17 protein-coding genes are annotated in these 21,824 nt (G+C 42.8%); 13 read left to right on the forward strand and 4 right to left on the reverse strand.

The features are described from left to right. Window positions 1–115 precede the first annotated feature (115 nt). From GJU87_RS00715 to GJU87_RS00755, 9 genes are all read left to right on the forward strand, one after another. The gene (locus tag GJU87_RS00715) at window positions 116–334 is read left to right on the forward strand and encodes a hypothetical protein (RefSeq protein ID WP_153637763.1); all 219 of its coding nucleotides are present in this window, start codon (window positions 116–118) and stop codon (window positions 332–334) included. A 29-nt stretch (window positions 335–363) separates the two neighbouring features. Then, window positions 364–834: an HAD family hydrolase gene (locus GJU87_RS00720; protein ID WP_153637764.1), complete on the forward strand. Its 471-nt coding sequence runs from the start codon at window positions 364–366 to the stop codon at window positions 832–834. A 178-nt stretch (window positions 835–1,012) separates the two neighbouring features. Then, window positions 1,013–2,818, forward strand: coding sequence for a long-chain fatty acid--CoA ligase (locus GJU87_RS00725; RefSeq protein WP_153637765.1), 1,806 nt, complete (start codon window positions 1,013–1,015; stop codon window positions 2,816–2,818). A 192-nt stretch (window positions 2,819–3,010) separates the two neighbouring features. Next, complete coding sequence (locus tag GJU87_RS00730) at window positions 3,011–4,618, forward strand: S41 family peptidase (protein WP_194831403.1); 1,608 nt, start codon at window positions 3,011–3,013, stop codon at window positions 4,616–4,618. Between the two features lie 64 nt (window positions 4,619–4,682). Then, window positions 4,683–5,282 carry a nicotinamide riboside transporter PnuC gene (gene pnuC / locus GJU87_RS00735; protein WP_153637767.1) on the forward strand — a complete coding sequence of 200 codons (600 nt, stop codon included), beginning with the start codon at window positions 4,683–4,685 and terminating at the stop codon, window positions 5,280–5,282. Between the two features lie 3 nt (window positions 5,283–5,285). Then, complete coding sequence (locus tag GJU87_RS00740) at window positions 5,286–5,813, forward strand: AAA family ATPase (protein WP_153637768.1); 528 nt, start codon at window positions 5,286–5,288, stop codon at window positions 5,811–5,813. Between the two features lie 193 nt (window positions 5,814–6,006). Then, the gene (gene cysK, locus GJU87_RS00745; RefSeq protein WP_153637769.1) at window positions 6,007–6,945 is read left to right on the forward strand and encodes a cysteine synthase A; all 939 of its coding nucleotides are present in this window, start codon (window positions 6,007–6,009) and stop codon (window positions 6,943–6,945) included. Then, entirely contained in the window at window positions 6,932–7,870 is a 939-nt protein-coding gene (locus GJU87_RS00750) for a serine O-acetyltransferase (protein WP_153637770.1), read from the forward strand. Before cysK ends, GJU87_RS00750 begins: the two co-directional genes overlap by 14 nt. Before the next feature lie 70 nt (window positions 7,871–7,940). Beyond that, window positions 7,941–9,089, forward strand: coding sequence for a class I SAM-dependent RNA methyltransferase (locus GJU87_RS00755; RefSeq protein ID WP_194831404.1), 1,149 nt, complete (start codon window positions 7,941–7,943; stop codon window positions 9,087–9,089). A 349-nt stretch (window positions 9,090–9,438) separates the two neighbouring features. On the opposite strand, the gene GJU87_RS21715 is transcribed toward GJU87_RS00755, so the two are convergent. Continuing rightward, on the reverse strand, window positions 9,439–9,570 hold the full coding sequence (locus GJU87_RS21715) for a lactococcin family bacteriocin (RefSeq protein ID WP_153637773.1): 132 nt from the start codon (window positions 9,568–9,570) through the stop codon (window positions 9,439–9,441). 709 nt (window positions 9,571–10,279) lie between these two features. Further along, entirely contained in the window at window positions 10,280–10,387 is a 108-nt protein-coding gene (locus GJU87_RS21720) for a lactococcin family bacteriocin (RefSeq protein ID WP_153637774.1), read from the reverse strand. 348 nt (window positions 10,388–10,735) lie between these two features. Between GJU87_RS21720 and GJU87_RS00775 the strand changes: the two genes are divergently transcribed. Next, window positions 10,736–13,645 carry a CHAT domain-containing tetratricopeptide repeat protein gene (locus GJU87_RS00775; RefSeq protein WP_194831406.1) on the forward strand — a complete coding sequence of 970 codons (2,910 nt, stop codon included), beginning with the start codon at window positions 10,736–10,738 and terminating at the stop codon, window positions 13,643–13,645. Between the two features lie 33 nt (window positions 13,646–13,678). Here GJU87_RS00775 and GJU87_RS00780 read toward each other — a convergent pair whose 3' ends face one another. Then, on the reverse strand, window positions 13,679–15,820 hold the full coding sequence (locus GJU87_RS00780) for a S9 family peptidase (protein ID WP_153637776.1): 2,142 nt from the start codon (window positions 15,818–15,820) through the stop codon (window positions 13,679–13,681). Between the two features lie 280 nt (window positions 15,821–16,100). Here GJU87_RS00780 and GJU87_RS00785 point away from each other — a divergent pair, with 280 nt between their 5' ends. Together GJU87_RS00785 and GJU87_RS00790 are read left to right on the forward strand one after the other, a co-directional pair. Beyond that, a complete protein-coding gene (locus tag GJU87_RS00785) occupies window positions 16,101–16,688 on the forward strand; it encodes an RNA polymerase sigma factor (protein ID WP_228492079.1) in 588 nt (195 codons plus the stop codon). Then, on the forward strand, window positions 16,678–18,183 hold the full coding sequence (locus GJU87_RS00790) for a tetratricopeptide repeat protein (RefSeq protein WP_153637778.1): 1,506 nt from the start codon (window positions 16,678–16,680) through the stop codon (window positions 18,181–18,183). Before GJU87_RS00785 ends, GJU87_RS00790 begins: the two co-directional genes overlap by 11 nt. A 417-nt stretch (window positions 18,184–18,600) precedes the next feature. Here GJU87_RS00790 and GJU87_RS00795 read toward each other — a convergent pair whose 3' ends face one another. Then, window positions 18,601–20,694: a hypothetical protein gene (locus GJU87_RS00795; protein ID WP_153637779.1), complete on the reverse strand. Its 2,094-nt coding sequence runs from the start codon at window positions 20,692–20,694 to the stop codon at window positions 18,601–18,603. 166 nt (window positions 20,695–20,860) lie between these two features. Here GJU87_RS00795 and GJU87_RS00800 point away from each other — a divergent pair, with 166 nt between their 5' ends. Next, complete coding sequence (locus GJU87_RS00800) at window positions 20,861–21,790, forward strand: ATP-binding cassette domain-containing protein (RefSeq protein WP_153637780.1); 930 nt, start codon at window positions 20,861–20,863, stop codon at window positions 21,788–21,790. The last annotated feature ends 34 nt before the right edge of the window (window positions 21,791–21,824 follow it).

A 21,824-nucleotide genomic window follows, 5' to 3' on the forward strand; every position in this document is an offset into this window, starting at 1 on the left:
ACTTTGGATGACAGATCTCGTCCAACATTATCGGGCGATTAGCTGTTGAAGAATCAAGTTGCCTGGTTGTGGAGTCGGCAGCAGCCGTCGAAACCTGAAAATTTCCGGAATACTTATGATATGGAATCAGTTTATTCGGTTTTTCCTGTTATTTGGTGTTCCCTTTAGCGTGGTAGCCGGTATCATCGCTTACCTCATAACGTACGGTGAGCTGGTAAAGCACTTTGCCGAAAAAGATTATTCCCGAAAACTGGCTTTCCGAGCGGCATTGGCTGCCCTGGCTTTCTTCCTTCTCATTGGAGTTATTTTGGGCTACTTTGTTATGACGCGATGAAGATACTTATTGGATGAAAATAAATTTTTATGATAACGATTGATATTCCCGGAAACCGGAAAATGCGGGTAAAATATTTGGTGCTCGATTACAATGGCACCCTGGCGATTGATGGAAAACTGATAGCGGGCCTCGAACCGCTGTTGAAGCTATTGAGTGACCAACTCGAAATTTACGTGCTGACAGCTGATACGTTCGGAACTGTTGAGAAGGAACTGGCTGGTATCAATTGCCAGGTTTCAGTTATTAAACCCGAAGAGCAGGATAAGCAGAAGGAGCAATTTGTGACGAGCTTGGGAAAAGAAAACGTGGTGGCTATCGGGAACGGTTTGAACGATGCACTGATGCTGGCGAGTGCCGAACTGGGGATTGTTTTGCTGCAGGCCGAAGGAGCTGCTATAAAAACACTGCTGAGTGCCGATGTGGTTTGCCGGCACATTACCGACGCTCTGGAATTGTTGACCAACCCGCTTCGGTTGAAAGCGACGTTGCGGAATTAGTCAGTTGTATTTTGTCTGATTAAAAAGCAAGTAGCTGATAGTTTGCCAGTGCGAATAGTTGTTAATGGAAATATTTTGGCATTCTTTTGACGCTCAATACCTCTCACTTTTTCGTTTTATATTCCTGAAAGGATATATGCCTGATAAAAACTATTTTTGGGGTTGAAATTTGAAAACCATGCAAAACTTAACAAGACTTTTTGATATCCTCGATCTTTACCGGGGAGAGTACAGCCAGAAGGAAGTGGCTTTCGCCCGGAAAGAGAATGGAAAATGGCAGCCCTGGTCGGCCGCCGACTACGTGCGTCGCTCGGGTGCTGTTGCCTGTGCACTGCTTAACCTGGGGTTGGAGAAAGGCGATAAGGTTGCTACGATTTCCGGTAACCGACCGGAGTGGAACGTGCTCGATATGGGAGCAGCGCAGGCTGGAATCGTCCATGTCCCGGTTTATCCAACGCTCAGCCTTGACGAACAAAAATATATTCTCCGCCATGCCGGTGTGAAGTACCTGTTTGTGGGTGACCGCAGCATTCAGGCAAAGCTTGGCGAATTGCAGTCGTCCACCCCTTCACTGGAAGGAATCTATTCCTTTAACGAAGTTGAAAATGCCCGTTCGTGGAATGGATTTGTGGCTAAAGGCGAAGAGCTGCTTCCGGAGATGAAAGAAAAGGTAGAGGAGATAAAAAGCAGCATCGATGAAAATGATTTACTGACATTGATTTATACTTCCGGAACAACCGGAACGCCCAAAGGAGTAATGCTGTCACACAAAAATCTGATGAGTAACTCCAAGGCGACAGCTTACAAGTTGGGGCATGGACCGCGTGCCATGGGACAGTCTCATGTAGCGCTTTCGTTTTTGCCGCTTTGCCATGTGTACGAGCGCATGATGAACTATAATTTCCAAATCAACGGTTTGTCGGTATACTACGCCGAAAGTTTGGCAACGATTGCCCGCGATATCAAAGAAATTCGTCCGCATGTCTTTAACACGGTTCCGCGTCTGCTGGAGAAAGTACACGAACGTGTGATGGAAGTGGGTAAGGATTTGACTGGCGTGAAGAAGTGGATTTTCGACGAAGCGATAAAATTCACCCGAAAATTCTATGTCGGCATCAAATTCAATCCGATTGATCAATTAAAATTTAATTTCTTCGATAAGGTTATCTACTCCAAATGGCGTGAGGCTTTGGGCGGACGCATCAACTATATGGTGTCGGGCGGTTCAGCATTGCAAATCAACCTGCACCAGTTTTTCTGGATGGCCAACATGCGTGTGTACGAAGGTTATGGTCTGACTGAAACTTCGCCGGTAATTTTTGTGAACGACCCGATGGACGATTCTCGTGTCAAGTTGGGAACGGTTGGTCCGGCACTGGATAACGGAACGGAAACGAAAATAGCGGAAGATGGCGAAATCCTGGCTAAGGGGCCCGGATTGATGATGGGATATTACAAGGAAGAAGAGATGACCCGCGAAGTGATTGATGAAGATGGTTGGTTCCATACCGGCGATATTGGTGTGCTCGACGAAGGTAAATTCCTGCGTATCACCGACCGTAAGAAGGAGATCTTCAAACTGAAATCGGGTAAATATGTGGCTCCGCAAGCCGTCGAAAATATCCTGAAAGGCTCGCATTTCATCGAGCAGGTGATGGTGGTTGGCGAAAACCAGAAATTTGCCAGTGCGATTATTGTTCCTGCTTTCGAGGCATTGGAAAAGTTTGCCGCTGAGAAAAAACTGGAATTAGCCAATCGGCAGGAGATGATTCAGCATCCCGAAATTGATGCGCTGTTGCGGAAAGAGGTTCGTCAGGCGAATAAAAAACTGGGAAACAACGAGCAGGTTAAACGCTTCAAGCTGGTGGCTGATACCTGGTCGCAGGGGACGGGCGAACTCTCGCAGACGTTGAAATTGAAGCGCAAGGTGTTGCATCAAAAATACGATGCGCTTATCCGGGAGATTTTTTCGATTGAAGATTAAAACTTTACTAACCCGAAAACAGTTTATTAATCAATAGCATGTTGGTGAGAAATATCCTCGCCAAAAGGTTATTTAATGTTAACTGGAAAGCCTGTTTGAAAGAATCAGGTTATTTTCGGGGGAAATTGTGTTATTTTTGTGAAAACCGATGGCTGTCAGATTAAGTTGTAGCCCGTTGAAAATTTGATGACTATGAGATATTTGAAATTATCCCTAATACTTTTTGTGTTCACGGCTCTGCTGGTTCCTTCTCCGGTGCAGGCGCAGGAAAACGATGTGCAGTCGCAGGCCATTAAATTTGGGCGGGTACTTCGTCTGATTCAGACATTTTATGTTGATACAACCAACCTGAAATCGATCACCGAAGATGCCATCAGGAAAGTGCTTTCCGATTTGGACCCACACTCGGTTTACATTTCTGCAAAAGAGGTGGAGGAGATGAACGAGCCGTTGCAGGGAAATTTCGAAGGGATTGGCATTTCATTCAATATTCACCAGGATACGTTGATGGTGTTGACGACGATTCCCGGAGGGCCTTCGGAAAAAGTTGGCCTTCGTCCCGGTGACCGCATTGTAACGGTCGATGGTAAGAATATTGCCGGCATCGGGTTGACGAATCAGAACGTATTCGATATGCTTCGTGGTGACAAGGGGACGAAAGTGAATCTTCAGATCAAACGAAAAGGAGAGAAGAATCTACTGGATTTTACCATTGTTCGCGATAAAATCCCGATTCACAGTCTCGATGCGGCTTACATGCTGAACAAGAATATTGCTTACGTCAAGCTGAACCGTTTTGCAGCTACCACGCCTGACGAGTTTCTGGAGGCGATGGATAAGCTTCAAAATAAAAACAAAGTAGAAGGCTTGGTACTCGATCTTCGTGGTAACGGAGGAGGTTACCTTCGCGCGGCGATTGATTTGGCCGACCAGTTCCTGCCCAATCACCGGTTGGTTGTTTATACAAAAGGAATCCATTCACCTAAGCGGGAATATTTTGCTACCGGAAGCGGCGACTTTGAAAACGGTAAGGTGGTTATTCTGGTTGACGAAGGTTCGGCTTCGGCCAGTGAGATTGTCACAGGTGCTATTCAGGATTGGGACCGCGGCGTGGTAATTGGTCGCCGGACATTTGGAAAAGGATTGGTTCAGCAGCCTTTTATGCTAAGTGATGGCTCGATGATTCGTCTGACAACGGCTCACTATTATACGCCTTCCGGCAGAAATATTCAGAAACCTTATTCGAAAGGAATAAAGGAATACCGGAACGATTATCTGGAACGGTTCGAGCATGGTGAATTCTTTAGTCGCGACAGCATCAATTTGCCCGATTCACTACTGACACATACGTTGGTTACCAAGCGGAAAGTGTACGGCGGAGGTGGTATTATGCCGGATATTTTCATCCCGATGGATACCTCTGTGAACTATCGCTATTACAACGAGCTGGTTCGCAAGAATGTATTGTTCCCGTTCGTCGTTGGATATATGGACAAAAATCGTGGAGAACTGCTGAAACACTACAAAACGTTCGAGGCATTTAATAAAGATTACTTGGTAAGCGATGCGATGTATCAGAAGCTGGAGGCGAAAGGAGATGAGGAAGGAATTAAGCCGGAGAAAGAAAACCCGGAAGTTTCGGAAAATCTGCTGAAGCAACAGATCAAGGCGCTAATTGCCCGTGATTTGTATGACAATGGCACTTATTTCCAGATTATGAATGAGGATGATAAAGCCATAAAGAAAGCTGTTGAGGTGCTTTCTGACAGCAAATTATACGATAAATATCTCGGACGGTAAGTCGTTAGAGTGAGAAGATAATAACAGTCCGGCCATTTCAGCCGGACTTCTTTTATGTGCAGCAATGACTGAAATTTTATCCTGGTTACAGGAGCATCGGGTTGAGGTTAGCGGAACTATTTCCGGACTGGCTTATCTCTATTTTTCTATTCGACAAAGCATTTGGACCTGGCCACTGGGGTTGCTCTCTTCGGCGCTCTACGTGTATGTTTTTTTCGTGTCTAAGTTTTACGCCGACATGGGGCTACAGTTTTACTACGTCATCATTAGTATTTACGGATGGTACGCGTGGCTTCACGGGAACGGCAATAGCAACAATCAGGGTGAGCTGAAGGTTTCCCGGACCTCATTTGTACTTTGGGTAAAACTGTTCATTGTCAACTTGCTGTTGTATGTCGGAATTGCATATATCCTGATCGATTTCACCGATTCTCCGGTTCCTTACTGGGATTCGTTTACGACTGCCCTGAGCATTGTTGCTACCTGGATGTTGGCCCGTAAAAAAATTGAGCATTGGTTGCTTTGGGTGGTTATCGATGCTGTTTCTTTGGGATTGTATATTTACAAAGGTTTGTATGCCACAACCGTTTTATTCTTCGTTTATACCGTCATGGCCGTAGTTGGTTTTATTGAGTGGCGAAAAGATTTAGCAAACAACCGGTAATTTATGGCAGAGAAAATAAAACATATCGTCATAACAGGTCCTGAATCTACCGGAAAAACAGAGTTGGCCCGGGGATTGGCAGAGCATTTTCAAACAACCTGGGTTCCGGAGTATGCCCGGAGCTATGTGGAAAATCTGGGGCGTCCTTATACTCGCAAGGACGTCGAGACCATTGCCCGACATCAGCTTTTACAGGAAAAAGAATTTCAGGCAAAAGCCCAAAATGGATTTCTGTTTTTTGATACCTGGTTGATTATTACGAAAATTTGGTTTGAAGTGGTGTACGGTGAATGTCCGGACTGGGTAAAGGAGCACATCAGTCAATCCCCGATTGATCTGTTTTTGGTTTGCGATACCGATTTGCCTTGGATTCCGGATTCCGTTCGTGAAAATGGTGGGGAAAAGCGCGATGAACTAATGGAAATGTATTGCCGCGAAATAGAGTCTTTCGGATTTCCTTATGCAATTGTTTCAGGTAGCGGTAAGGCTCGTTTGAACAATGCCCTGAAGTTTATTCACGAAAAATTATGAAACCATAACCGGTCACTTTTGTTAGCATCACATACAAAATATCGGTAACTTTAAATAGGGGTAACATTTTTTGAGACTGACTTAACAGGTCTCACTTGTTTACCTTTTAGTTTTGCCTGTATCGTCAGATGGCGTTTTTCGGACATGTACTTCGTTGTCGAAACCCTCGCCGTTGGCGCTGAAAATAACCCACATGAAGATTGCACAAAACATTACGGAATTGATTGGCCAAACTCCTTTGGTCCGGTTAAACAAGTTGACAAAGGGCATAGAAGCCGAAGTTTTGGTGAAACTGGAGTCATTTAACCCCGGAGGCTCGGTAAAGGATCGGTTGGGACTGGCCCTAATTCAGGCAGCTGAGCGGGATGGCTTAATCAACGAAAATACAACCATCATTGAACCGACAAGCGGAAACACCGGTGTTGGATTGGCCATGGTTTGTGCATCGAAAGGTTATGCATTGAAGATTGTCATGCCTGAAACAGCAACGGTAGAACGCCGTATGATTATTGAGGCGTACGGAGCGGAAGTCATTCTAACTCCCGGAAAGGAAGGAATGAAGGGTTCTATTGTCAAGGCCGAACAATTACAAGCTGAAATCCCGGATAGTTTCATTCCCATGCAGTTTACCAATCCGGCGAATCCGGAAATGCACCGGAAAACGACGGCTTATGAGATATGGAATGATACCGATGGTATGGTGGATATCTTTGTTGCCGGGGCCGGAACAGGAGGAACCATAACGGGAGTTTCCGAGGAACTGAAAAAACTGAATCCGAAAATCCGGACCATGGTTGTAGAGCCGGAAGATTCGGCCATATTATCAGGGAAGGAGCCGGGAGGACATAAAATTCAGGGTATTGGCCCCGGATTTATTCCGGAAGTGTTGAATACCTCGAGTTACGATGAAGTCTGTTGCGTTTCGAATGACCACGCTTACGAAACAGCCAGAAGACTAAGTAAGGAAGAAGGAATTTTTTGTGGAATTTCATCGGGCGCGAATGTTTATGCGGCGATCGAAATAGCCAGGTGGCCGGAAAACAAGAACAAGCGAATTGTAACCATTATTTGCGATACAGGAGAACGATATTTAAGCACCCCATTATTCAGTAATCATCATGAGAAAGATTAATCAGAAAGATATAGACAACCGTTTGACAAAAGCCATCAGGGAGTTGTCAGATCCCAAATCGTATGATTTGGTATGTCACGAACATCGCTTGGGAGAGCCCATGCCGTCGATTGATAAACTGGCAAAAATGGTCGATAAAATCAGACAGATCATTTTCCCGGGATATTTTGGCGACATCAACTTAAACCTCGGGACTATTGAGTATTATATCGGGGTGATGATTGATGAAGTATTTGAACTGATTTCGGAGCAAATTCTTGCCGGGTTATGTTTCTCATGTAGTAGTGACAGCGAACGTCCGGAGATGCTACAGTTGGAGAAAGACGCTTCGCAAATTGCTACCAAATTCATTGAAGGTTTGCCAGAGATCAGGCGGATTATGACCACTGATGTGAATGCTGCCTACTTGGGCGACCCGGCTGCTAACGGAATCGGAGAAGTTATTTTTTGTTATCCGGCCACCCGGGCTATTTCCAATTACCGCATCGCTCATCATTTGCTGAAACTGGGAGTACCGCTCATTCCGCGTATTATCACGGAGATGGCTCACTCTGAAACCGGGATCGATATTCATCCCCGCGCTGAGATTGGAGAATATTTCAGTATTGACCACGGAACAGGTGTCGTCATCGGTTCAACGAGTGTGATTGGTAAAAATGTGAAACTTTACCAGGGTGTTACGCTTGGCGCGAAAAGCTTTCCGCTTGACGAAAATGGCAATCCGATTAAGGGAATTCCTCGTCATCCGGTTGTGGAAGACAATGTGGTGGTTTATTCCAACGCGACCGTTCTCGGCCGAATTACCATTGGACACGATTCAGTTATTGGTGGTAACGTGTGGGTTACTAATAGTTTGCCTCCTCACTCCAAGGTTGTTCAGGTAAAAAGCCGACAAGCTGAATTTGTGGATGGGAGCGGAATTTAGGCTTGTGGTTTGATTTATCCGCGATTCGGTTAACTTTGCCGGGCAAATTAATGGATAAATGACTGCATTGATGGAAAAGTTTCAGATGGTTGCCAAAACGTTCGCCGGTTTAGAAGGCGTTTTGGCCAGTGAGCTCGAAATACTGGGGGCTGAAAATATTAACGAGGGAAGACGTGCCGTTACCTTCGAAGGCACAAAAGAAACTCTTTACAAAGCCAACTTCTGTCTGAGAACAGCTCTCCGTATTTTAAAACCCGTTGCAGAATTCCAGGTGAACGATCGGGAAGGTTTGTATGCTGGGGCAAAAGAAATCGACTGGTCCCAATTTATCGAGCTTGGAAAAACCATCGCCGTTGACAGTGTAGTCAGTTCTGAGCTTTTCATCAACTCCATGTATGTTTCTCTGAAGGTGAAAGACGCGATTGTCGATCAGTTTAGAGAAAAGACCCGCAAGCGTCCTTCCGTCAATACTGAAGATCCGGATATCCGGATCAATGTTCATTTAACCGGAAATAAATGTATCGTATCTCTTGACAGTTCGGGAGAATCGCTTCATAAGCGTGGTTACCGTGTTGCACAAACAGAAGCGCCGATTAATGAAGTTTTGGGTGCCGGAATGATTTTGTTATCCGGGTGGGATGGGAAAAAGAATTTCCTCGATCCGATGTGTGGATCAGGAACACTGCTGATTGAGGCAGCTATGATTGCTCTGGGAATTCCTCCGGGGATGTATCGTAAATCTTTTAGTTTTGAACGTTGGCTGGATTTCGATGAGGAGTTGTTCGAGGAAATCTACAATGCCGACTACGAAAAAGATTTTGATGGGCAAATTGTAGGTTCTGATATTTCTACCCGTAATGTGGCGATTGCACGTGCGAATATTAAAAATGCGGGATTGTCGAAATACATCGAAGTAGATACGATGGATTTTGCGCAGCTTCAACCGCCTTTTGAGAATGGAATGATTGTTACTAATCCGCCTTACGGAGAACGCTTGAAGCCATTTTCATTGCGTGCACTCTATCAGATGATAGGTGATAGCCTTAAAAATAATTTTTCGGGCTTTGAAGCCTGGATGATTTCCAGCTCGAAAGATGGCTTGAAAAATGTTGGTTTACGGCCTGCAGAAAAGATGACGCTCTATAACGGTGCTTTAGAATGCAGCTACCGATGCTATCAGCTTTATCAAGGCTCTAAGAAGTCTTCAAAAAGAGACTGAAGTTGTAATTTAATTTCGTCTAAGTGCTTCAAAATGGTTTAGATATTGATTCTATTGCCAGGATATTACAAGAACTGTAAAGAACGCTTTGAAAATGATAAATACACTAGTTCAATGTATCCATCGAGGCAATACGATTAATATCTTTTCAGCTTAATTACAGTTTAACTGCTTTGCTTGAGCTTATTGCAACACAGTGCCGCCTGGTGCTAAAACAGTTCCGATTACTTTTCCACCTTTTACGGTAGCTAATTCTTCACTAGAGAGAATTTCGAAGGTTGAGATAGATTTCATAACAGAGTAGTTAAACAGTTAGACAACAACGATAGATTTAAATAAATAGATGTAATTACTGGAGAACAGTACCACCTGGAGCTAATACGGTTCCATACTGTCCGCCTTTTACGGTTGATAGTTCTTCTGCAGACAAAATTTCCAAATTGAGAGAATTCATAACAAATGCTTTTAAATGGTTAAACATGTTCCTTATTTGTTTCCTTGCATTTGTTAATACCGGAAAAGCGGAAAAGGTTACCCCCTAAATCAGGAAAATTTCAAAAAAAAGTCTAATGTTTATATATGTGGCTTGTTTTTAGCTTGTTGATGTCTGGTTTTCTAGCAGGTAAAAGTCTGGTTTAATTCCCAGACTAAGCCTCATAGATGTGGAAGAATATACCAAATACAGTCCAGGCTGTAATTGACAACGCCATAGGTTGGAAGTGTAGTTGTAGAAATAGAATAAACTTGTAGAAAATTACAGAATAAAAAAATCCCATTTGATCAATGGAACTTATTGTGATAAGCTTCTCAAGGGTGGGGCTTTATGATAGGGTTTGCAACGACTCTATCAGTTGCTCTTTACAGGTCTGCTCTCAAGCCAAACTTTGAATTTGAGAGACTTTGTTTTTCGATGACGAAGTACATAACGTTCTTCGAATAAATGCATGGTAGTAATCTATTCAGAAACTTATTTAACGAGAGTTGAATGGTATTTATAAAACGCTAGAATAGGTACATAAGTTAAATGACCAAATCTGAAAAATCACTGACTCTGATATCGAATTTTATTGCCTGGATATTACAAGAACTTTAAAGAACGCTTTGAAAATGATAAATACACCAGTTCAATGTATCCATTGAGGCAATACCATTAATATCTTTTCAGTTTGATTACAGTTTAGTGCTTTGGCTTATTGCAAAACTGTACCTGCGGGACTTAAAACAGTTCCTACCTGCCCGCCTTTCACGGTAGATAATTCTTCGCTAGAGAGAATTTCGAAGGTTGAGATAGATTTCATAACAGGGTATTTAAATGGTTAAACAACAACTATAGATTCAAAAAATAACTAGATGTAATTACTGGAGAACAGTACCACCTGGAGGTAAGACGGTTCCGTCCTGACCGCCTTTCACGGTTGACAATTCTTCTGTAGACAAAATTTCCAAATTGAGAGAATTCATAACAAATGCCTTTAATGATTAAACATGTTCCTTATTTGTTTCCTTGCATTTGTTAATACCCGGAAAGTGAAAAAGGTTACCCCTAAAACAGGAAAAATTTTCAAAAAAATATTTAGTTAACATTTAAGTGTTAATAAATCAGGATGGTATGGGGTGCGCGGATTTCAATAATAAAAACTATTTTTGTGAGTGATACTTTATTTGAAAGGTCTATGAGACTTTATAATCTGTTTTTTCATTGGAATGGAAAGATTCTCATTTTAGGGGTTTTTATGCTTTTGGCAATTCCTGAGTTGGGGAACGCGGACCCAATTCAAGAGGAAGACCATTATGGAATGGCTGTAGAAGAATTTCGTAACTTCAATTTTGAAGAAGCTTTATCTCAATTCAAGCTTGCAGTTACCGATAGGGAAGAACAATATGGCAAAATGTCTATAGAGGCGGGCAATGTGTATTCAAATATTGGAATTATTCTAAAACAGGTTGGACGTGACAAAGAGGCTATTGACAATTATTCTATAGCGGAGAAAATATATTTGAAGGTAGGTAGAGAAGCGTTGCCTAATCTGGCTACTCTTTACATTAATATTGGATTTCTTTATATTCAAAATGGAGATTTTAACACCGCGCTGACTTATCTGGAAAATTCCAAAAATATTTTTGAAAGGGTGGGACAGTTAAATCGTCCTGCTTACATAACATTACTACTGAATCTTACCACTGCTTATACGCAGTTGAAGAGGTATAATGATGCTTTTAGTGTTGTTAAGGAGCTTAAAGGTAGAGAGAACGTCTATTCATTGCTTAGTTATTATGAGTCTGTTGGATATATATACACCAAGATGGAGAAGTACCCAGAAGCTCTGAAAAATCTTTTTTCAGCTTATGAATACGGGAAAAGTAAGCTTGGTGAGGATTTTTATCATGAGGAAATTATATTAAGCAATATCGGAACCTCATATTTGAACGAAGGCCAGTATGATAATGCACTAATATATTTTAATAAATCGCTATTGTTGGCTAAAAAGAAGCTCGGTGAAAAGAGTGAAGCTCTTTCCGCTATATTAGGTAATATCGGCGTCGTTTATATTCGAAAGTCAGCAAAAGCAAGTGATCTCAGTAAATTCTTGGTGGAAAGAAGAAATTTACTCCTAGAATCTCTGGATTATTTCCAACAATCATTGATTGCAATTTCTCCTGATTTTAATGAAAAAGACTGGACGAAAAATCCGGATATTCAGAATTCATTTAGTAATAGTCAATTGCTTGAAAATTTAAAGCGTAAGGCAGATGCATTGCGACAATTGGCGGAGGTAGAGACGAATTCAGGAGATCAAGAGTCAGCAATGAAATATCTCAAGAATTCATTGAGTACATATGAACAAGCTATTGAGGTGATTCACCTTTTAAGGAATGGGTACTTGAATCAGGATAGTAAATTGGCGCTGGCAGAGAATGAACAGTCTACCTATTTTGAGACGGTGGATGTGGCCACCAAACTTTATGAGAAGACGGGTGAGAGGCATTACCTTGAACAGGCTTTCGAAGTTTCGGAGAGGGGAAAATCGGCTACGTTTTTATCAGCTTTACGAGATCTGAAAGCGCAGAAATTTGGAGGGATTCCGGATTCCTTGCGTAACCAGGAAGAGACGCTGAAGAGTGAGATTGCTGCTTACAAGGCATTTATTTTCAATGAAAATAACAAGGATAAGCCTGACTCCGCCAAGCTGGGGCGTTGGCAGTCGAAGGTTTATGAATTGGAGCAAAACTACTCAGACCTGATTCATTTATTCGAACAAAATTATCCGAACTACTACAACCTGAAGTATTCAGATGATGTGGTGACTGTAGACAAGCTTCAGAATTACCTGAAACACCGCGATGCCTTGATTGAGTATGCGGTGAATGAGCCTGAGAACGGGAAGCCGGGAGAGTTGATAACTTTTTTTGTTACCAGTCAGAAATGTGAGGTAAAGCGGCAAGCTCTCAATGACAATTACAACAAAGACATTAATACATTTCTTGGTTTCTTGAGGAATCCGGACGTATTGAACACCAACCGAAAAAGCTACAATGCTTATGCTCGTTCTGCGTACAGTTTGTACAAGCTTTTAGTACAGCCTTTTGCGTCTGAACTGCAGGGCTACCGGCTGATTTTTATCCCGGATAATAAATTGGCTTACCTTCCCTTTGACGGTATGATTAGTTCCATGCCGGATACTACACATATGGATTTCCGTAAATTGCATTACCTCATCAAGGATTTCCCGATTTCTTATTCATACTCAGCAACGTTATTGTACCAGTATTTTAAAAGCGATGCCACGGCACCTCATAATTTAATTGCTTTTGCACCGGACTATACCAAAGGAGCCACAGTGGATATTAATGCCATTCGTGATGGGGTAAGGGAGAACTTGTCGCCGCTACCCGGAGCTAAAGAGGAGGTAAAAGGAATAACAAAATTGATTTCAGGAGATGTTTTTGATAATTCAAAAGCTACGGAGAGCAACTTCAAAAAAGATGCAGGTAATTATGATATTCTACACCTGGCGATGCATACGGTTTTGAACGACAGTTTGCCGATGTATTCCAAGCTGGTATTTTCGCCGGAAAGCGACACTATAAATGATGGATGGCTGAATACTTATGAGGTGTACAATATGAAGCTGAAGGCCCGGCTGGCGGTCCTGAGTGCCTGTAATACGGGCTCAGGGAAGCTGCGAAAAGGAGAGGGCGTTGTCAGTTTGGCACGTGGATTTTTGTATGCCGGTTGTCCCAGTATTGTGATGACGCTTTGGAATGTAGAGGACGTTTCCAGCGCCAAGCTGATGATTAACTTCTATAAGTACTTATTGAAGGGGTACTCGAAGGATGAGGCGTTGCGCAAGGCGAAACTCGATCATTTGGCCAATGCCGATCCGTTAAAAGCGCATCCTTATTATTGGTTGGGCTATGTCCTGGTTGGCGATCAAACACCACTATTCAGTACCAAAATTCCCTATTTCATTGGATTAATTATCATTCTTTTGTTTGTGGTGATTGGAGAACGATTTTGGGTAGAGCGGAGAAGAAAAAGAAGAATGAAAAGATAAAAAAAGCCCCGTTTGTAGCGGGGCTTTCTGGTGTTATAGATTTTGCAGGAAATAATCGCTAACCTTTCTCATCAAATGGACGCGGTCAATGCCATGGACATTGTGCTCTGACGTAGGATAAACGAAGAAATCAACTTGTTTCTGTTGTTTAATACACTCCCGCAGAAATTTCATGCTTTGTTGCATAACGACCGTTTGGTCTTCTGCTCCGTGAATCAACATTAACTTCCCTTTCAATGAAGATACGTGGTTCAACATGTTGCATTCTTTGTATCCTTCAGGATTTTCCTGGGGAGTATCCATGTAGCGCTCTCCGTACATTACCTCATACATTTTCCAGTCGACTACCGGACCACCAGCAACGCCAACTTTGAAAACTTCGGGATGGCGCAACATCAGGTTCAGCGTCATGAACCCGCCAAAGCTCCAGCCATGCACGCCAATTCTGTTTTTGTCGACATAGGGAAGTGATTTCAGGTAGTCGATGCCTTTCATTTGGTCCGCAGTCTCGTTAATTCCCAAATGGCGATGAATGACGTTTTCGAAGGCGGCTCCGCGATTCTCTGAACCTCTGTTGTCGACGGTAAAAGCGATGTATCCCTTCTGTGCCATATAATATTGCCAGAAACGGGCGTTGTTGTGCCAGGTGTTTCTGACGAGCTGCGCATGGGGGCCACCGTATACATATAAAATGACAGGGTATTTTTTTGTTGAATCGAAATCAGCTGGTAAGATCATCCGGCAATAAAGGTCCGTTTTTCCATCAGCTGCTTTGATGGTGAAAATGGTATTCGTCCCAAATTTAAAGTCTTTCAGCGTATTTGCAGCTGCTAAAAGATTACTTACGACTTTACCTTTGTTGGTAATCAGGTTGGTTACCCTTGGAACATTTTTACTTTGATACGTATCGAGCAGGTATTTCCCATCATCGCTTAACAAGGCCTGATGGGTTCCGTCTGCTTTATCCAGCCGTGTTATTTTCCCGTTGCTGATTTGAACTTTGTAAATATTTCTGTCAATCGGGCTCTCCTTGGTGGATACGAAATACATGTATTTTTCAGCTGGATCAAATCCCAGAATATCGGTCACTTCCCAGGGACCTTTCGTGATTTGTTTCAGTATCTTTCCTGAGGTGTCGTAGAGGTAAACGTGGAAATAACCATCCTTACGCGACCAGCGGTAAAAGTGGTTGGGATTTGTTTTTGAGAAAACGATAGGGTGAAGCGGTTCAACATAGGTTTTGCTGGTTTCTTCATACAATGTTTTCACGAAATCGCCGGTTGTCGCATCGTACTGGTTCAGCTTCATGTCATCCTGGTCCCGGTTCAATTCAGCAATGTAAATATACTTTTCGGCAGGTCCCCAGGCAATGTTCGTCAGATAGTGGTCCAGCGGTTTGCCGGTTTTCAGGAACACGGTTTTCTGTGTTTTACAATCATATATACCGAGGGTTACGTGGTGACTTTTCATTCCGGCCATCGGGTATTTCACCGATTTTAGCTCGGCTTCCCGGGTCATAAAATCTACGATGGGATAATCGCGCACCATGGTTTCATCTTTGCGGTAGAAAGCCAGCAAATCGCCTTTGGGAGACCAGAAGGTACCTTTTGTGATACCGAATTCACGACGGTGAACGTGCTGGCCATTAACGATTCCGAGGTTCTTGTCATCAGTTATAGCGGTCATCCCGTTTTCATCGGCCACCCACAGGTTATTATCTACCGTAAACGCCACCTTTTGTGCTTTCGCATTGAAATCGGCGAATTTTCCCTCCGGTTTAATGGAAATTGTTTTGGTAATGTGTTGGGAGTTGAGCTGGTAAAGGTTGAAATGATTGTCATTTCTGAAAAGTATTTCATCTGGATTTATCCAGCTGATTTTCGGGAAACGCTTCAGCGTATCCTGACCAGCAGCCCTTAAAGCATTGTTAATTTGGATTGTTGAGGTATATTCAACCTCTTTTCCTTTTATATTTTTTCCAATTAACTTATGTTTTTCAACATAAGAATATGTATCCTTACTATTCTTAACCCAGGTCAGTTGGTGAAGTCGTTCCGGATTGTATTGCCCGTACCGACCAATAATGGCATCTTTCAGCGTCAATTGCCGGGTTTGCGCAAAGGCTGTGGCGCCTATAAACATAAAGGTCACAAGAAGTTTTAATGTTTTCTGCATCAGAGATATGTTTTTATATGAAATATGAAGAATAAAAAATTTTCATTTTGACACATAAAAATAGAGAAAGTTCCGTTTTTACTTTGAGCTGACCCTGATTTGTCGGTTTGTAGATTGAATTTTTTTCTCTAAAATTGTTGTAAGCATGAAGTGAGAAAACTAAATCTTCCTATTTTTTGTCGTCTCTTTTGACTTATTTTTAAAGGGAAACGAAAAAAAATGAAAAAAAATTGAGTTTACCGGGTTACCTTTTGAGTTGAAAACGTATTAACTAGTGAAAATGATAAATTACACGAACGAAGAACTCCTGAATGGAATTCTGAGGAACGACAATGTAATCCTGCAATACATTTACAAGAACTTTTACTACAAGGTTAACTTCTACGTAAAGAAGAACAGTGGTAATGATGAAGATGCCAGTGATATTTTTCAAGAGGCCATCATCGTCATATACCGTAAGCTTAAAGCCAATGACCTGGTTTTAAACAATGCTTCTTTCGAAACGTACCTGTACTCGGTATGCAAAATCCTCTGGCTTAAGCAACTTAGTAAAAAGAAAGCTGAAAGGGATATGGTGATTGATAACGCCGGCCTATCAGACGAGGAATACGACTATAACATCGTAGAAGTAGCTGACAAGAACGAACGGTACCGGTTGTATCAGAAGCATTTCCAAATGCTCGGATCCGACTGTCAAAAGCTGTTGCAGCTATTCTTTGATAAAATACCGTTACGTCAAATCTCACAAATGATGGGATATAAGAGTGAGAAGTACGCCAAAAAGCGCAAGTTTAAGTGCAAGGAGTACTTGATCACCAGTATCAAGCAGGATTTGAATTATAAAAAACTGATTGAAGATGATACCTGAAGTAAATAAATATGAGTTGGTCGAGATGTACCTGGGTGGTGAATTGACGGGAGACCAACTCAATGCGTTCCGGACGCGTCTGGTCGATGATCCAGAACTGGCTGAGATCCTCAAGCTGAGCCAGGAGATCGAAGAGGCGATGAGCGAAAAAGACGTGATGGAACTGAGAGGTAATCTGCAAGAAATAACTAACTCCTTCGATTTAGACGAAAACTTCTCCCCGGAAATTTCAGAAGCCTACTTCGGACTGGCTGAAGAAATCGAAGATATTTCTGACCTCGATCTGGATGACGAGGAACTTAACTCCTACAGTAACTCTCTCCAGAAACTGCATTTACAGAATCACAAGAAAGCCTCCAAAGAGACTGTCCATCAAGTTTATAAAGACGAAGCCGAACCGGTTAGTGATAGCGAATCCGGCGATTTCTCGGACGCAGACGAATTGCTTTTCCAGGAAATTCAGGATGCCGTTATGGAAAAAGATATTATGGAGCTGAGGGCTAATATTGAAACGATAGCCAAACATATGCCCGCTCATAACCGTACGGTGGAAGAAATTGAAGAATACGTTTCCGGAGATCTATCCGATAAAGAGATGGAAGCCATCGAGCTGGATGCCGAAAGTAACATGGATCTGGCTAACGATATCCAACTGTTCCACGAAGTCAACGAAGCGATTGGCGAAGAAGATGTTATGGAACTGCGTGCTGCACTGAACATTATCAGTGAAAACGAAAGTTCACATGCTCGTCAATACGAGGAAATTGAAAGTTTCCTGTCTGATGAAATGGATGAAGCAGGTGTTGCCTCATTCGAGGACGAGATGGCCATGAACCCGGATCTGGCAGCAGATGTCAAACTCTTCCGCGAAGTGGATGAAGCTGTCGGCGAGAAAGATGTCATGGAGCTGCGTGCTTCGCTGCAGAATATCAGGAAAGCAGAAGAAAACGAGAAGAATCGAGAGGTGCGGGGTATTCGACCGCCCAAAACACAACGAATATTGTGGTACACGGTCGCAGCATCTATTGTACTCATTCTCGGAATCGCGAGCTTTGTAAGAAATCAGTCGTATTCCAACCAGGAAATCTACCGGGATTACTATCAAACGTATAAAGTGGGAATTTTCCGGTCGGCTGACAATTCAACAGATAATCTGATGACCGATGCGTTGAAGCTGTTTAATGAATCGAACTACGATCAGGCTTTGAAACTGTTCCATCAGGTACTGACGAAGAACGAAAATAATCCGGCCGCAAACTTCTACGTAGGCGTTGCTTACCAGGAAGAGAAAGAGTACGCGAAAGCAATCCAATCTTATAGAAAAGTTGTGAAGCATAACGATAACCTCTTTACAGAACAGGCTCAGTGGTATATCGGACTATGTTACCTGCAACGGGAAGAGAAGGATAAAGCGCTGAAGGTATTCAAGGAAATCGCATCCAGTGATGGATACTATGCCTCGAAAGCGACGGATATTATCAAGAAACTTGATTAAAAAAATAATCACAGAGTCGGGAGGTATTCTCCTCCCACTCTTCCGAAAGGAATTATCATCGAAAACAATCAGTGTAAAAAATATTACAACAGGGTTTTAAATTAGGTTTTTAGAATTTTGGTTAAACAACACAACAACTACTTTTATTTCTTAGGTTAAACAACAAAGCGTTCTTTTTTAATCTTTTAAGGTTATTCAAATTATGTTCCTTAGTAAACGTAAGTTTACAATCCTTGTATCCATAATTTGCTCATGTTTCCTACCGTTCCTTGCAAGTCGATAATGCATGTCGATTATGGATACTTTCCTTTGCACATTACAACTACTATTAAATATTGAGGAGATTAATTAACAGGTTTAGCCCGGTTCCCAGCCGGGCTTTTTTTATGTGCTGAAGTAAGGATGTTTTCCAATCGATTAATGATAAGGCAGTATTTCGGGGCGACGACCAAGAAAATCATTGAATTCAGCTTTGGGTTGTCCGAGAGCTCTGAAGTTCCAGGGATGGATGTCGGGCGGAGTAACGGGGAACCAGGTCAGGCGAAATTCGAAAGTATTAATGACCAGCGATTCGTTACGAATGCGGAATCCTAAGCCGACGCCGGCATAGAAATCCTGGTTCAGAATGAACTTCGTGTTGTCGCCAATGAAGCCTAAATCGGAAAAGCAGTAAGGAGCAAAACGGAAACCATAGAATTGAGAACGAAGAAAGGTTACCGCTTCCATGTTGACTGTGAGCTTTTGCGTTCCTCTTACGAAGTCGGTTTTAAAACCACGAATTCCCCACTCATCATTCAAAGTAAGATATTCCTGATTAAAATGATTGAATCCGATGATGTACCGGACATTGATAAATTGCCGGAGTCGATGTCCGTTGATGTTATACAGCCGCGAAAAGAAGTTTCCTTCTCCCAGAATCGTGCTTTGCTCGAGCTGGTTGTGGTGAAAAAAACTTCCGGCTCCCAGTCCAAAGCGCAGGTAGCTGAAATCGGGCAAAACCATTCCTTTTGAATAGTATAGGTGAAGATAGCTCCGATTGTAAAATTCCCCGAAGTCATATCCGGAAGTCAACTCGAGGTAATCGCCGTAAGGAATATCTTCTGTGATTCCGTAGCCGTAAACCAGGTTGTTCTTTTGCAGAAATCGTTTGCTGTAGGCCACCGAACCCAATATTAGATGTTGGTCGTGAAACAATTGATTTCTTTGCGAAGATACCGTTGGACGGTCGAAAAATTTTCGACTGGAAAGGCGCCCTGCAACAATGAAATTACCTGCTGCCTGCGTTTCCTTTTTGCGTTCGAACGAGTGCCCATACCATGCATCCATATCCAGGAAGCTGACAGTGGTATCCAATTGCATGATCCGGTCATCTGTCAAATAGTCGAAACGGAATACCCGATTGAATGAAATTCCGCCGGCATTCCTGGTTTTTGTCGTTAGAAAACGCTTTTCCAGCATGGCTGAAACAGCATTCTTCCGGTAGGTATCTTCTATTCGGAATGCTCCGTTGATGAATTTCCCGCCGATGTTGTTGACGCCATAGAAGCCATGAAAGCCGACAGTCGGATATTCATGGGAATGATAAACGGTTCCGATAGAGAACTCATGACCGAGGCCAAACATGTTTTGATTAAACAAATCAAATCTCGCAGATTTACTACCGTTAATATCCAGAAGAAATCCCCAGGAAAAATTGTCCTTGGTTACAATAAGCACGTCGACTATCTGGGAATTCAATTGATCCGGAATCAGAATAATGGATACATCTTTAATATAGGGAAGGTCACGAATAAGCTTTTCGTCTTCTGCCATTGTTCTTGGATCAACAATGTCGCCTGTTTTAAACAATAGGTTTTTCCGCAGTACCCAGTCACGGGTTTTCACATGAATGCCATTTCCAACTTTTGCCAGCCAGTTGTCAAGAACGATGGAGGTGTCTTGTATCGACGGACCAAACACATCGAGTTGTTGAATGCGGATGTGCCCAATTCGTTTTCCGGCGAAAGGCTTAAAGTACTGTTCGCTGTTTACTTCGAGCTGCGATTTGGCGCTCTGTGGTGATGCAATCATCCATCCGTAAAGATACCTGGCCCAGAAACTCCTTTCGGAGCGCAGCCTGAGTGAATCATAAAAAGCTTTCGTTTCTGTAGAACGGGAAAGGCTGTCGCGGGTGAGGGTATCTGATTTGTCAGATTGTACTTCTGCCGATTTAACAATATCTTTTCTGGTTTTTATGGGAAGTGGCTTAATTAGTGTGTCAGCCGATACTTTTAGTTGCTCAAAACGCCGGTGTAAATTTTTCTCCGGGACCGAATCTCTACGGTATTTTTTGTCCTTTTTATTAATTATTAACGATTCTGATCGCTTTTGATTTGTTGTAGTTAGTGCATCTGTATTTGAAAAAGGTACAGAGGCAGTTACGACTTGGATAGCTGTCGATGAAATAATGATGACAGCTGCTCCAAACCGGAAGATTTGCTTTCGACAATATTTGGCATAACGTGTATTCAATCTTTTCGGGGCTGATAGGTTAACAGGCGTTATCTAATCTACAACACTCCTCTGAATCCCTTGTTTTAAGTGCTGTTAAATATTGTTAAACCAAGTTACGTTATGTTTTTCAGGTATCGAAATTTTATAATTTCGGATTTGCAAGTTTTAAATACTGCATCAAGTTATGGACATTATCGTTGAAAAGGTGACCAAATTATATGGTGCGCAAAAGGCAGTCGACAACATCTCTTTTAAGGTGAATACCGGTGAGGTGCTTGGCTTTTTGGGCCCTAACGGTGCCGGAAAGACGACGACCATGAAAGCGATTACCTGTTTTCTGGCGCCCAACGAAGGAGATATTACCGTTGGCGGATTATCGGTTAGAGAAAATCCGGAGAAGGTGAAGAGTTTGATTGGCTATTTGCCCGAGAGCAATCCTCTTTACCAGGAAATGCAGGTGATCGATTATCTCGCATTTGTTGCCGAGCTGCAAGGGGTGCCGAAAGAACAAATCCCGGGACGCATTCGTGAGATGATAAAGGTTTGTGGTTTGAGCGGTGAGAAATCCAAGAACATCCGTGAGCTGTCGAAAGGATACAAACAGCGGGTCGGCTTGGCTCAGGCGTTGATTCACGATCCTGAGGTACTCGTTCTGGACGAACCGACGACTGGTCTTGACCCAAACCAGATTGCCGAAATTCGTGACCTGATCCGAAAAATCGGAAAGGAAAAAACGGTCATCCTCAGTTCTCATATTCTGGCCGAAGTGGAAGCTACTTGCGACCGGATTCTGATCATCAGCAATGGTCGCATCGTGGCAAACGGTACTCCGGCCGAATTGCGGATGCGGGCCCACGGCGACGAGATACTAAAGGTGAAGATTGGTGGCGGAGAACCGGAGGATATTTTTATTGCTTTGGAAGATCTGGAAACGGTTCGTTCTATCGCTATCATAGACAATTCCCCCGGGTATTTCGAAGTTCATAGTCACGAGAATGAGAACTCGGCGCGTTCCATTTTCGAGATGTGTGCCGAAAATAATTGGTACATCGAAGAGTTGACACCGGTAGAAACCCGGTTGGAAGATATTTTCCGCGAAGTAACCATGAATTAGTTGACTTGAAAAGCAAGATTCATTCAAAAAATGG

It is taken from the genome of Prolixibacter sp. NT017, from assembly GCF_009617875.1.
GTDB lineage: Bacteria > Bacteroidota > Bacteroidia > Bacteroidales > Prolixibacteraceae > Prolixibacter.

Coding starts and splice junctions, on each gene's coding strand:
- GJU87_RS00715 (WP_153637763.1), top strand. CDS start 116: ATGATATGGAATCAGTTTATTCGGTTTTTCCTGTTATTTGGTGTTCCC.
- GJU87_RS00720 (WP_153637764.1), top strand. CDS start 364: ATGATAACGATTGATATTCCCGGAAACCGGAAAATGCGGGTAAAATAT.
- GJU87_RS00725 (WP_153637765.1), top strand. CDS start 1,013: ATGCAAAACTTAACAAGACTTTTTGATATCCTCGATCTTTACCGGGGA.
- GJU87_RS00730 (WP_194831403.1), top strand. CDS start 3,011: ATGAGATATTTGAAATTATCCCTAATACTTTTTGTGTTCACGGCTCTG.
- pnuC (WP_153637767.1), top strand. CDS start 4,683: ATGACTGAAATTTTATCCTGGTTACAGGAGCATCGGGTTGAGGTTAGC.
- GJU87_RS00740 (WP_153637768.1), top strand. CDS start 5,286: ATGGCAGAGAAAATAAAACATATCGTCATAACAGGTCCTGAATCTACC.
- cysK (WP_153637769.1), top strand. CDS start 6,007: ATGAAGATTGCACAAAACATTACGGAATTGATTGGCCAAACTCCTTTG.
- GJU87_RS00750 (WP_153637770.1), top strand. CDS start 6,932: ATGAGAAAGATTAATCAGAAAGATATAGACAACCGTTTGACAAAAGCC.
- GJU87_RS00755 (WP_194831404.1), top strand. CDS start 7,941: ATGGAAAAGTTTCAGATGGTTGCCAAAACGTTCGCCGGTTTAGAAGGC.
- GJU87_RS21715 (WP_153637773.1), bottom strand. CDS start 9,570: ATGTTTAACCATTTAAAAGCATTTGTTATGAATTCTCTCAATTTGGAA.
- GJU87_RS21720 (WP_153637774.1), bottom strand. CDS start 10,387: ATGAAATCTATCTCAACCTTCGAAATTCTCTCTAGCGAAGAATTATCT.
- GJU87_RS00780 (WP_153637776.1), bottom strand. CDS start 15,820: ATGCAGAAAACATTAAAACTTCTTGTGACCTTTATGTTTATAGGCGCC.
- GJU87_RS00785 (WP_228492079.1), top strand. CDS start 16,101: ATGATAAATTACACGAACGAAGAACTCCTGAATGGAATTCTGAGGAAC.
- GJU87_RS00790 (WP_153637778.1), top strand. CDS start 16,678: ATGATACCTGAAGTAAATAAATATGAGTTGGTCGAGATGTACCTGGGT.
- GJU87_RS00800 (WP_153637780.1), top strand. CDS start 20,861: ATGGACATTATCGTTGAAAAGGTGACCAAATTATATGGTGCGCAAAAG.